A 12,948-nucleotide genomic window follows, 5' to 3' on the forward strand; every position below is an offset into this window, starting at 1 on the left:
AATTTATGCGGATTGACTTTACTGATTAAAGCTTATCGAAAGATGCGCTTTTTATTGTTAGATCCATTTATAAGTTGTTAGCATTCGTATTAGTAAGACGCTAAGACGAGATGAGCATCAGTGCATAATCAAAAAACTCTTAAAAAAAATCAGTTTCTTTGTTTTTATTGATATATCAATTATATTTGTATCAACATAATTGATATGATAAACAAAAACCCAACAGCAACCGTACTTTATTTGATTGAACAAGCAATTAAGGAGTATCGAAAAATATCACAAAGGAATATCTCAAAAATTGTAAAAGATATTACAATAGATCAATGTCTAGTCTTAATAATCCTTAACAAGGATGACAAAATTTCTCAAAATGAATTGGCAAATCTTGTATTTAAGGATAATGCATCCATCACGAGAATGATAGAATTAATGGTCAAAAAAGATTATCTAAATAGAACCATTCATCAAGAAGATAGAAGGAAATTTAATCTTGAAATAACCGAAAAAGGAAAAAAAACGCTCGAATTAATAAACCCAATTGCGAAACTAAATAGAGCAACGGCACTAAATGGTTTGTCGTTGGAAGAGATTAATTCACTCGAAAAAACATTAAATAAAATAATTACTAATTGTAAAATCTAAGAAATGAAAAAAGTATTTAATCTATTGTTAATCTACGTTGCAATCTGCTTCAACTTAAAAGCGAACGCCCAGGATTTTACAGAACGTAATAAACAAATATTGGAAATAGCAGATAAAATTAATGAATATTACATTTTTGAAGATGTTGCAGATCAGCTTTCTAAAAAATTAAAATCAGAGATAGATCTTAAAACTTTTGACAATCTTTCTGATGCAGAATTTGCAAAATCTCTTTCAAAATATTTAACAAAAAACGGAAATGATTTGCATTTCAATGTATTATACCGTCCAGGTAAAGAAGAAGAAAAAGCAGTTAATGAAAAGGAATTGCTAAAAAAATACGATGCTATTAACAAACAATGGAATTATGGTTTTGATAAAGTGATGAGATTAGATGGAAACATCGGTTATATTGAATATACCGGATTTCCCGAAGGAAATAAATCTGCTCAACAAATTTTAGATGCTACAATGAATTTTGTTTCAAATACAAATGCTTTGATTATAGATTTAAGGAACAATCGAGGCGGTGATGGCAAAATGGTAAGGCTATTTTTAAGTTATTTTTTTAATGAAAGAATTAAATTGAGTGAGATTTACACCAGGTATAATAATAAAACCGAAGAGAAGTACACATTTAAAAAAGTAAATGGCAAAAAGTATTTAGATAAACCTGTATACCTCATCGTAAAAAGTAATACAATTTCTGCCGCTGAAGCATTAGCTTATAATTTACAGCAAAATAAAATTGCAAAGGTTATTGGAGATAAAACCTATGGAGCGGCAAATCCTGCAAAAATATTTTTCATTGGCAAAAAATATCAGTTGTTCATCCCAATATCAGTTGAAAAAAATGAGGTCACAAAAACGAATTGGGAGCATACAGGTATTAATGTTGATGAAAAAGTAAATTCTGAAAAAGCATTAATAAAAGCGCAAATTGTAGCACTTGAAAATCTGTTAAAATCGAACATAAAAACAGAATTAACGGAAAATGAAATTAAAGAAAAGATTTTGAAATTAGAAAAGCAATTGTAGGCAAATCATTTATTATTGCTAACTAGGATAATGAAATGGGGGCAGAATTACTAAATTATCTCCAAAAAACTAAAGTAAGCAAAATCATATGTGAAGATAAGCATCTCCATTATTTACCCATTTTTATTTTCTGTATTGTCCGGCAACCGTGCTTTTCAGTACTTTTTTTGACGATGCTGTTATGTAAGGGCCAGGTAATTAATCCACTGAACGATTTGATTATCATTTTACCTTTAATTCCGCAAGAGAAATCATCCCATCAATGAAAAACGGCCTGGCCCAAGTGATGCATTCAATATAAACTCCATAATTAGAAAAATGGTACAACCGATGCGCCTTTTAGTTGATAGCAGAACATAACTAAATGCCCTTGATCTTGATGCGAACAGGCCCCTTAATATGCCCCAAATCAATAGGGATCCCTTTTTGTGTAATTATTATTTTTCCCTGGTTTTGGAGATCGATAGCGATATTGAGCACTTCTTTCATATGTTCACGCCAGTCATCAGGAAAAAGCATCCGTGCGATTTCGGATGGACAGGTACTTTTTTCAACGCCACGTTGTGTAGCGACTGATAAGATTGTTTCTGATATGACTTTGAGCTGCTGCATATAACTGTAATGAAAATTTAACAGGTGCTTATTTCATCAGAAAGGTCATACTGCTGTAAGCATCATTGCCCTTCTGGACATGATTTTTTCGATCAATACCGTAAGCCGGTTCCTATAATCCTCACCCAGCCATTTCACATAATTTTTTGTTACTGTGCCCAAGCATTTGGCATATTGTTTTATTCTCCAATTAATCTCTTTATCCAGCTCCAAAGATAGTTCAAGTGCCTGGCTCACCGTATCTGAATTATCTGCACACATCATCGCATGTTGGCGTATTGAATCCCTAAGAACCGTTTTTGCTTTTTCACCCTTTTCAAGAGCAGCCTGGTAGGCGGCGAGCACATCAAATGCGATACCGGCACTATTAGGAAACTTGCTCCTCATTTCCGCGGGCATCTGATGAATGTCTTCTGCTGCTTTGTTCAAAACCTGATGATAAATTTCTGGATTTTCAAAAATATGTTTCCAGTCCAAAGGTGCATCCCAATCTCCAAACCGCTCGGTATTGTTACCCAGATCGATAATATTGAATGTTTTTTTTCCCGGCAAGCGTCTCGCCCCTCTGCCTATCATCTGGTGGTAAAGCGTAATGGAGGTTGTTGCCCGGTTTAAAATCACCGACTGAACCGTTGGCTCATCAAAACCAGTTGTTAAAATCGATACTGAGGTGAGAATGGCTCCTTTCGTTTTTTTAAACCACCTTAAAATTTCTTCACGTTCAGAAACATCAGTTTTATTGTCGAGGTGCCTAATGGCATAACCTGCGTCAGTAAAAACTTCTAACACTTTACGGGAGGTAAAGATTCCGTTGTTAAAAATCAATGTTTTTTTACCTATAGCATGTTCCCTGTAAGCATGCAGCAAAAGCTCTAGCATAGCTGGAGAAGCATAAAGTTCATCAGAACTGGCCACTGTAAAATCTCCGTGCAAGCCCCTTGTTAACGTATTGAGCTCTACATCATAACCATAGGTTTTTGGTTTTGCCAAAAAGCCCTGTTCAATAAGCGCACCAATAGGTTCACCTACAATGAGTTCATCATAATACCTATGCATAGGGAGATTCGCATCCGCCGAAAAAGGCGTAGCTGTTACCCCGATAATGGATGCGTTGGGGAATTTTCCAAGCAGTTTATGAAATGAATTATGATGTGCTTCATCCACAATAACAAGGCCCACATTTTCCGTATCAATTAATCCATCGTGTATACGGTTCTTTAGCGTTTCAACCATACCAACATAGCAGGCATAACTGTCTTTTTTAGCCACCCTCTTAACAGCACTATTTACCACCTTGTTTTGCACGCCAGAGGTTTTTAATGCCTGCGATGTCTGCCGGCACAATTCACGTCTATGGGTAAGTACAATAACTTTTCTGCCGTACTTTTGAATGTACCTGTCTGCTATCTGCGAGAAAATAACCGTTTTACCACCGCCAGTGGCCAATTGATATAGCAAACGACTTTTATTACTACCGCTTAGTTTTTCGAAGAGGGTTTCAATATCATTTTCCTGATAATGGTATAGTTTTTTTACTGGCCGTACTGTGGTGGATAGAGATGAAATTTGCATAATCCTACAACCATACCAAGGTTCGGAAAGTTTTATGGATTTTTACCGAAAATATAGAATCATCAGAAATAAAAATGCTTTCGTCTTTTATTCCAACGGAGATGGGAGCTATTCGAATTGCTAAAGAAGCATAGAAGAATATTTTTAGTCGAATGATCTTGGGTATTTCTGGTAAGCAACCGTGGTTTCTATTATTGGTTGAATCATCCAAAAGAAAACGAAAATCACCATCTAAAAGCTTGAACAGTTTCAGATTGCTAATTCTAAAATGTATGGTAAATTATAAAAATAGAATTTACCGTGTTTTTACCCGAAAAAACACATAAAACATGGTTAAGGCATTAAGAATTGTTCAGCCATAACTTCTCCATTAGGAGTGCTTCGGCCACTTTGTGAGGCATTATTTTATTATGCTCAAATATCCCACAACATACAAACAAATGATTATCTGCCGTTTAAGCTAGGAAACACCCGCTGTTATCTCCATTTTTTTTTGATCTGCCTAATAAGTGGTTTGCCTTTTATCTCTTACTCAGTAGTTAACATATTTCCCTACGTTAGTGTTCAGCTCAGTTATTTTTTACTTTGTTTAAAATCCATTGCCGCCTACCCTTTTCCACAATGGTAATTATATTCCTATCTTGTGTAAAATTGATCTGTAGATGAACGAAACTAAACAGGTAATAGATAAATTCAGGGCCTACCAAGAACATGAAACTGAGCTAAAACTAGATCATGCAGAACTCCGCAAACTGATCAGCTTACTTCAGCGTGCAGATGAAAAAAGTGCAGTCCTGAGTTCAATTGTGGCATCATCGGATGATGCGATTATCAGTAAGGACCTTAACGGAATTGTTACCAGCTGGAACAATTCTGCACAGCGGATTTTCGGCTATAGCCGCAAAGAAATAATCGGAACGCCGATTTTAAGGCTAATCCCACCTGAAAGGCAAGACGAGGAACAGATGATCCTTACACAGTTAAAAAATGGAATCCGGATTGACCATTTTGAGACTCAAAGGCTCGGCAAAGATGGATCCATGATTGATGTTTCGCTTACGATTTCTCCTATATACGATGCTTCTGGTATCGTTATCGGGATATCGAAAATCGCGCGGGATTTAACCTTTAACAGGAAAGCCGAAGTAGACGCCCGCAGGCTTATCGCAATCATTGAATCCTCAGATGATGCAATTGTCAGTAAGGACCTAAACGGTGTGGTTACAAGCTGGAACGCTTCTGCAGAACGTATTTTCGGATACAATGCCGGCGAGATGATCGGAGAATCTATTCTAAAGATCATTCCTCCGGAACGCCTGGAAGAAGAGCCTAAAATATTGGCCCAGTTGCGTAAAGGGATCCGTGTGGATCATTTTGAAACCCAACGGTTGAAAAAAGACGGTGCCCTTGTTAGTGTGTCGCTTACAATATCGCCAATCAAAAACAGTGCTGGGGAAGTGATAGGGGTATCCAAAATTGCAAGAGATATCACCGACAAAAAACTGGCAGAAAAGAAAAAAGAAGAGTTCGTGGGTTTTGTTAGTCATGAGCTTAAAACACCTTTGACCTCATTAAAATCTTACATCCAGATTGCACAGGCAAAAATAGAAAATCCTGATTTCCTTCGAAAAGCCCTGGATAAAGCGGCAGAGCAGAGCAAAAAAATGGAAAGCATGATTAGTAGTTTCCTTCACATTTCGAGGTTAGAGGGCGGGCATATCCATATTGAAAAATCACCGTTCGACCTACCAGCGCTAATCTCCGATATAATTGAAGATGCAGCCATAGCAAGTCCTAAGCATCATTTTTTCTACCATGGTGAAACAACGCTTACGGCATTTGCTGACCGGGAGAAGATTTCGATGATATTGACCAATTTGGTTAGCAATGCACAGAAGTATAGCCCAAGTGGAGGAGACATCACTATATCATGCCTGACGGCAAATAAGAAAATCCGTGTAAGTGTTTGCGATAAGGGGATAGGAATTTCGCCAGCCGATCAAAAGAATTTGTTCAAAAAATTCCATCGGATTGAAAGCGAACACACCAGGCTCATTCCTGGATTTGGCATAGGTTTATACCTGGTATCTACTATTATTGAACTCCATGGTTCTTCAATTACCCTTGAAAGCGAACCTGGAAAGGGATCAACATTCATTTTTGAACTTGAAGAAGCCTAAATGAACAACGGATTAAAGAAAACTGTATGCAGGATATTTTTTGCCATAGTATTTATGCTGCGAGTAAAACTTTTCTACATATCTTTTATCTTACAACATTAGAGGCATAATCATATTAAATATTTTAGTTTACTTTAGCCACATTTATAGTCAAAACTCAAATCATGCAGGATATAGATTGGACCAAGATTATGGTTGGCGAGGAAAAATGGGGATTTCTTGTTGAGATAGCCATCCGCACCATACTGATGTATTTTATCATCCTTATCGGGCTAAGGCTTCTGGGTAAGCGAGGGGTTAGACAATTGTCGGTATTTGAAATGGTGGTGATCATTAGCCTTGGCTCTGCAGCAGGTGATCCGATGTTTTACAAAGAAATCGGGCTGATGGTACCTGTAGCGATTTTTGCAATTATTGTTAGCGCCTATAGGCTAACCACTTATTTAATGGCAAAAAGCAAGGGATTTGATGATCTGGTTGAAGGAAAAGCTACCTATTTTATAGAAGAAGGTATGTTTTCAGTCAACGAATTTCGTAAAGAAACCCTGGCTCAGGACGAATTTTTCTCAGAGCTTCGACAGCAGGGTGTATCCCATTTGGGGCAGGTGAAAACTGCAATATTAGAAACTTCGGGCTGTGTAAGCATATTCTTTTTTCCCGACAATGAGGTTAAGCCGGGGTTACCTATTTTGCCTAAGGCATTCGACACGGCATCAACTATAATAGCTGAGGACGGGAAATATGCCTGTAGCTTTTGTGGTAAAGTAGAAACGATTAGTAAAGGCCAAGAAACCGATTGCAAAAACTGTAAACACAACGAATGGGTGATGGCAGACCACCAGCCGAGGATACAATAATTTTTAAAATGGTCTGGTGGAGCTAATCTACGTTTATTTGGTATCAAACTCACCTATGATTTTTAATGTTTAATCATTTCCCTATTTTTAAATAAGAATTGTACTCAAAAAAAATAAAGTGGAATATTTGGTACTAGAAAGCTGGTAAATAAGATAAAATACTGGCTTACAACGATATAAACCGACAGGTTCGCCTCCTTTCGGCTTCACATAAAGAGGAATGGATAGAAAACCATTCCTCTTTTTATTTAATTACTGAATGTCAATAAATTAAATCACTTCAATATCAAGTGATTAAACGGTAATTATTAAATACCCTAAAATAAACATTAATTAGCTAAATTATTCCTTTTAATAATCCTCCCTCTGCACGGATGGTTGCGCCATTTGTGGCCGATGATAATGGGCTTGCCAGATAGGTAACCATGTTTGCAATCTCCTCAACACTTAGAAAACGCTGGATTATGGAGGTTGGCCTGGTGGTGATAAAAAAATCTGCTTCTACCTGTTTTGTCGTTTTATTTTGCGCTTTGGCCAGGTTTTCAATGAAACCACCAACACCTTCTGAAAGGGTTGGACCAGGCAACACCGCATTTACGGTAACCGCCGTGCCTTTGGTTAATTCTGCGAGGCCTCTGCTAATTGCAAGTTGTGCGGTTTTTGTCATTCCGTAATGAATCATTTCTTCAGGAATCTGTATTGCAGACTCGCTGGAAATAAAAATGATCCTCCCCCATCCTTTTTTTAGCATTTTATCAAAGTATGCGCGTGATAAACGAATTCCGGTCATTACGTTAATTTCATAAAAACGCAGCCAATCTTCATCGGTAATATCTGCAAAAGCTTTGGGTTCAAAAATAGCCACATTATTGATGAGGATGTCGATATGCTGTAACTGCGCAATTAAATTATTAACAGCGTTAATGTCGCCGAAATCAGTAGCGATACCACTCACAAGCTCATTTCCGCTTTCATTTTTAATTTTGGCTACAGCCTGGGCAACCCGCTCTTCGGTGCGTCCGTTAACAATTACTTCAGCACCTTCTTTTGCCAGCTGAAGTGCCGTTGCAAAACCAATTCCGGCTGTAGACCCGGTAATTAACGCTTTTTTATTTTTTAATTGTAATTCCATAAACAATGTAAGTGATGATTTGGCTGTAAAATCTTAATTTAAAGGGTGTTAAAGGTTTTATAATTTAATAATAAGTGCCCCAAAAATTGATTTGGGACACTTATTATTATAACTAATTAATGCAGCAAAAATGAAAGCAAATCCTTTTTTACCTGAGGCGTATTTTCCTGTACTATCCAATGCCCTGAATCTTTAATGATGGATTCGGTAACCTGGTTTGCCACAAGCCGAACATGGGTAGCTAAGAAAGGTGCAGCAAAATGATCGGAACCCATGGCCAGTACTGGCATGGAGAGTTTGGTTTTAGCTAATTCCAAATTGTCTTTTGCATCCTGATTAAAGGCTCCAAACCAATGGAAAGCACCTGTTGTTGCGCCATTAACTGAATAGGCCCGAATAAATTCGGCAGTTTCAGCTGCGCTAAATGCATTCTTTTTAAAACCAACTGTTGGCCAAAAATCTGTAAAAAACAAACCCACTTTACCAGAAACGAGTTTACCAGAATTTGGTTGTGCAAAAAAACCGAACCACCATGCCTGAGATTTCACTTGCGACCAAACAGGCTCTATACCCGGCAACAATGCATCAAGGAGAGCCAGTTTTTTTACTTCTTTCGGAAACTGGGCAGCATAAGCATATCCAACCATCAGGCCAATATCATGCCCAACAACATTTACGTTTTTATAGCCAAGTTTAATCATTAGCTCATGCATATCTTTAGCCATATTCTTTTTATCGTAACCTGCAGCCGTTTTTCCTGATTCGCCCACACCGCGCATATCTGGAGCAATTACGGTAAAGTGTTTGGAAAGTTCGGGCAAGAGTCTGTTCCACATAAACCAGTTTTGACCGAAACCATGGATAAGCAGCAATGGTTCGCCTTTTCCACCAATAACATAATGGAGTTTTACGCCATTTACGCTGGCATATTGATGCTTGAAATTAGCAGGAGGATTTGCCGGCACAACTGCGGCATACAAGTTTAGTGAAAGTGCTGTAAAAAGCAGCATGAGCACTGCGCTGTTTAAATTAAAAATAGTTTTCATGTTTGTTTAGAATTTATGGTTGATTATTTTTTACTGATGTCTGTATAAGCATTGGGCAGGTTAAAATTGTAATGCAGCCAGTTAAAAAGTACATAGCCTTTATCGTACGCTTTCATTGTTACTTCTTTTTTGGTTTGCTCAAGTGTGAGCCCTTTTTTTACGGCGGCTGTTACTTCCTTTTGAAGCTCGTTTACATAATCAATGGTAAACTTAATACCAGCCTTATTGGTGATGCGGCCATGCCCGGGAATAATGATGGCATCATCAGGTAAAAAATCGTAAACCTTATTTAAATTGACGCTGGGCTCAAGAAAAACGCCATCAAACAACCAAGGAATTGCCGGGCTTTCTGCAATAAATGGATTACCAGCCCAGAAAATTTTTTGATTGGGCATCCAAACAAATAGATCAGCCATCGATTGGGCAGGCGAAATATTAAGCAATTGCACAATTTTTCCTTCACCCATATCCACCTCAAGCTTCCCTCCTTTCGGAATGGTGATATCTGCCGGACGGTATTCGCTGTCTTCAATGCCCCTGCCAGCGCCAAACAAGCCAACCATAAAAGATTTGATCCCCGGATAGTTTTTAGATAAGTTTTCTTTGGCAAAATCGTTTTGGATGATAACTGTCTTTTTATCAAGCAGGTAATTGCTAAAACAATGGTCGCCGTGATCACTCGTATTCACCGCATAAATGATTGGTTTATCGGTTACGGAGCGTATAAGTTTGAGTTGCTGCTCAAAAAGCCCTTTGGTCATCATCACTTCAATTAACAATACGCCCTTATCGCCTATTACAAAACCACCGGTGGTTGCCTGGGGAATCCCTTTACTGGTTTCAGTTTTTGCTGTTGTGGGGATTATGGCATAAATATCATTACCCAATTTTTCGAGGCCAAGGGTTACCTTGTTGGCATCCCATATAGGTATTGTTGGGGGCTGGGGCATTTGTGCAAATACGCTAAAGCTTAATGCAAGTAACCACAGGAAGGTACATGCAGATACTGAAAAAATATTTTTCATATTGAATTGATTTACAATTGTTTAATTAATTTATTTTTGATAACCACCGAAATATTTTACAGGCGACCAGGCAGGAATAACCGGATCAATAGGTGGGCAGTCTTTTTTAAATGGCCCTGAAGCATATACAACCTTGCCATTAACCACAGTTAACAAAGCGGTGATTTTTTTAATTTGATCTGGATTTGCAGAGAAATAATCATCTGAGAGCATTACCATATCAGCATACATGCCTTTAACAAGTTTACCTTTTAAGTGTTGTTCGCCCGAAAACCAGGCACTTCCTGAGGTATATAATTTTAGTGCGGTAAATTTATCCAGTACCTGATTTTTAGGCCAAAACTGCATACCGCCGATGGTTTTACCCGTAATTAACCAATGCAGTACCATCCATGGATTGTAGGTAGAAATTCTTGGTGCATCGGTACCCATCCCTACCGGGATACCCAGTGCCAGCATCTTTTTAATTGGTGGCAGCTGCGTTTTGGGCTGCCCATACATTTTTTGATACAACTCTCCCTGGTAATACATCCTAAACTGAACTGCTACACCTCCTCCCAATGCTTTAGCCCTTATAAGTTCATCGTCACTTATGGTTTCTGCATGATCAAAAAACCACCGCAAACCATTAAAAGGCGTATCGCGGTTAACTTTTTCAAAAACCGTTAACATGCGTGCAATAGATTCGCCATAGGTTGCATGGAGGCGAAAGGGCCATCGATTTTTAACAAGCAATCTGATAATCGGTTCCAAGTCTTTTTCCATTTCAGGGGATAGCTCGATTCGGGGTTCCAAAAAATTTTCGAAATCTGCTCCGGAAGCAATCAGGTTCTCCCCGGCACCTTCCATTGCATAACCATTGGCCATTAATAGGTGGTCGTTTTTGTTTGGATGTGTCTGGCCTATCCATTTTTCATAGTCAGAAAATTCCTTCCCTTTTTGCTGTGCAAATAAATAATATGCGGTGCGTACCGTGAGTTGACCAGCCTTTGCAAGCGCGAGAGAGGCCTGGTAATCGGCATCATAGTTTTGGGCACCACCCGCCGCATCTATTACACTGGTAATTCCGAACCGGTTTAATTCTCTGTAAAAGTGTGCCGAGCTATTAATCCGCTCCTGGTCATTTAGTTTCCCGGTAATGGCGAGTGTTTTGTAAATTGCCATTGGTGTTTCTTTGGCATAGAGCATGCCTGTAGGTATTCCGCTTTGGTCTAGTTCAACAAGGCTTCCGGGGTAGCTGGTGTTCTTATCATAACCGAGTACTTCTATCCCTTTCTTGTTCACAAAAGCCTTCCCATACAGGTAAGTAATCAATACAGGCTTATCAGGTACAGCAGTATTAATTTCGTCGATGGTGGGCTGACGCTTTTCTTCAAACTGAAACTCATTCCAGCCGCCTACAACTTTAACCCACGCGCCTTCAGGGGTTCTTGCGGCCTGCTCTTTAAGCATTTCCATTGCTCTTTTAAGTGTTTTTACCCCATCCCAGCGAAGTTCCATGTTAAAATTTAGTCCTTCCCTGATGGCATGGATATGTGAATCGTTTATTCCTGGAATGATTGTTTTACCCGCAGCATTGTAAAGTTTAGAACCACTGGTTTTATAAGCTTTAAGGATATTGGCATTAGCGCCTGTAGCCAGGATAATTCCTTTTTTTACCGCTATGGCCTCTTTAAATTCACCAGTTTTGGCCATGGTGGCAATTTTTGCATTGTAAATAATCAGATCTGCTTTTTCCTGACCATAGCTTTTTAAGCTACAAGATAACAGGAGCAGGAAGAAAAATATGCGGTTTATTTTACTAATTGTTTTCATCGTTTTAAGATTTAAGATTTGATAGCCAACCGGAAATATAATCTGCAATTTCTTTCCACCCTGGCTGGCCGAGTACAAAATGGTTTCTGCCTGGAAATTCTTTGTATGCTGTTATAGAACTTTGGTGCGTGTACTTTTGATAGTTAGTATAATTGAGCGAGGCTGGAATAAACCGATCTTCACTGCCCGAAATAAAAAGCAAAGGCTGGTGCGGGTTGGCGAAATCAATTTTGGCAGCTGTGGTGGTTGCATCCCTGATCAGCAGTTTGGATTCTGGAGCGAGATAGCTGTAATAAGCCTCTTTTTGGGCGTCATAATCCATACCATTGGTAAAGGCATATTGCCAGGCTGAAAACGACATCAGGTAACTTTTATTGGGATTTGTAAAAAAGCCAAGTGCTTTCCACCCGGCCTTATAAAAACTATATTTAAATGTAAAAACACCCTGGGGTTGCAGCGAATGGATGGCAATTGCGGCACTGGCCTGACCCTTTTGAAGTAATAGCTGGGCAATCAGGCCACCCATTGAATGGCCGATAAGGATTGGCATTTCATCCAATTGAGCAATAATTTGCGAAAAGTATTCGGTAAGGCTTGCCAAACGCTGGCTAGCTATTTGAGCATCAGGCTGTCGCTGGCGCAATGTGCATGCAGGTGCATCTTTATGGGGCCATGCAGGGGCCAACACCTTAAATTCCATTTGCTGAAAATATTCCGTCCATTCTTTCCAGCAATCATTGGTTACAAAAGCACCTGTTATAAATACAATTGTGTTTGAGGGAGCATTCTTCATCTTGTTACGGTTTTTGGTTACAGCCCGATGAAAGGCAAAAGCCTCGCCTAATTATTAAAACATTAATTAACAGGTGTTTAAAAAATAAATGGAACTATGTATTAGCGCTATTTCGTTGTACTTTAAGCTTGCGGCAACGATATAGCGTTACCTGAATGATTTAGCGTAGTTAAAAACATTAGGAAGGAATGCCTGATAAAATGACACAAAAAGCTCATCTCAATTAAATTTTATTG

General features: G+C 38.6%; 11 protein-coding genes. 4 read left to right on the plus strand and 7 right to left on the minus strand.

The window, feature by feature from the left end; genetic code table 11:
• Positions 1 to 204 precede the first annotated feature (204 nt).
• Entirely contained in the window at positions 205 to 642 is a 438-nt protein-coding gene (locus tag ACZZZW_RS19420) for a MarR family winged helix-turn-helix transcriptional regulator (RefSeq protein WP_463495951.1), read from the plus strand.
• A 3-nt stretch (positions 643 to 645) separates the two neighbouring features.
• Positions 646 to 1,680, plus strand: coding sequence for a S41 family peptidase (locus tag ACZZZW_RS19425; protein ID WP_463495953.1), 1,035 nt, complete (start codon positions 646 to 648; stop codon positions 1,678 to 1,680).
• A 360-nt stretch (positions 1,681 to 2,040) separates the two neighbouring features.
• On the opposite strand, the gene ACZZZW_RS19430 is transcribed toward ACZZZW_RS19425, so the two are convergent.
• Positions 2,041 to 2,292: a DUF3253 domain-containing protein gene (locus ACZZZW_RS19430; protein WP_463495955.1), complete on the minus strand. Its 252-nt coding sequence runs from the start codon at positions 2,290 to 2,292 to the stop codon at positions 2,041 to 2,043.
• Positions 2,293 to 2,337: 45 nt separating this feature from the next.
• Positions 2,338 to 3,864: a DEAD/DEAH box helicase gene (locus tag ACZZZW_RS19435; protein ID WP_463495957.1), complete on the minus strand. Its 1,527-nt coding sequence runs from the start codon at positions 3,862 to 3,864 to the stop codon at positions 2,338 to 2,340.
• Between the two features lie 662 nt (positions 3,865 to 4,526).
• Between ACZZZW_RS19435 and ACZZZW_RS19440 the strand changes: the two genes are divergently transcribed.
• Both ACZZZW_RS19440 and ACZZZW_RS19445 read left to right on the plus strand, forming a co-directional pair.
• Positions 4,527 to 6,044, plus strand: coding sequence for a PAS domain S-box protein (locus ACZZZW_RS19440; protein ID WP_463495959.1), 1,518 nt, complete (start codon positions 4,527 to 4,529; stop codon positions 6,042 to 6,044).
• A 164-nt stretch (positions 6,045 to 6,208) separates the two neighbouring features.
• The gene (locus ACZZZW_RS19445) at positions 6,209 to 6,901 is read left to right on the plus strand and encodes a DUF421 domain-containing protein (protein ID WP_463495961.1); all 693 of its coding nucleotides are present in this window, start codon (positions 6,209 to 6,211) and stop codon (positions 6,899 to 6,901) included.
• 337 nt (positions 6,902 to 7,238) lie between these two features.
• Here the strand turns inward: ACZZZW_RS19445 and ACZZZW_RS19450 are convergent, their stop codons facing one another.
• From ACZZZW_RS19450 to ACZZZW_RS19470, 5 genes are all read right to left on the minus strand, one after another.
• Positions 7,239 to 8,033 (minus strand): SDR family NAD(P)-dependent oxidoreductase, encoded by a 795-nt coding sequence (locus ACZZZW_RS19450; protein WP_463495963.1) that lies wholly within the window; start codon positions 8,031 to 8,033, stop codon positions 7,239 to 7,241.
• Positions 8,034 to 8,149: 116 nt separating this feature from the next.
• Positions 8,150 to 9,079, minus strand: a complete 930-nt coding sequence (locus tag ACZZZW_RS19455; RefSeq protein WP_463495965.1) for an alpha/beta fold hydrolase — start codon at positions 9,077 to 9,079, stop codon at positions 8,150 to 8,152.
• A gap of 23 nt (positions 9,080 to 9,102) precedes the next feature.
• Positions 9,103 to 10,104 (minus strand): MBL fold metallo-hydrolase, encoded by a 1,002-nt coding sequence (locus tag ACZZZW_RS19460; protein WP_463495967.1) that lies wholly within the window; start codon positions 10,102 to 10,104, stop codon positions 9,103 to 9,105.
• 30 nt (positions 10,105 to 10,134) lie between these two features.
• Positions 10,135 to 11,919, minus strand: a complete 1,785-nt coding sequence (locus ACZZZW_RS19465) for an amidohydrolase (protein WP_463495969.1) — start codon at positions 11,917 to 11,919, stop codon at positions 10,135 to 10,137.
• A 4-nt stretch (positions 11,920 to 11,923) separates the two neighbouring features.
• Positions 11,924 to 12,712, minus strand: a complete 789-nt coding sequence (locus ACZZZW_RS19470; protein ID WP_463495971.1) for an alpha/beta hydrolase — start codon at positions 12,710 to 12,712, stop codon at positions 11,924 to 11,926.
• Between the last annotated feature and the right edge of the window lie 236 nt (positions 12,713 to 12,948).

The organism is Pedobacter sp. AC379 (assembly GCF_979258145.1).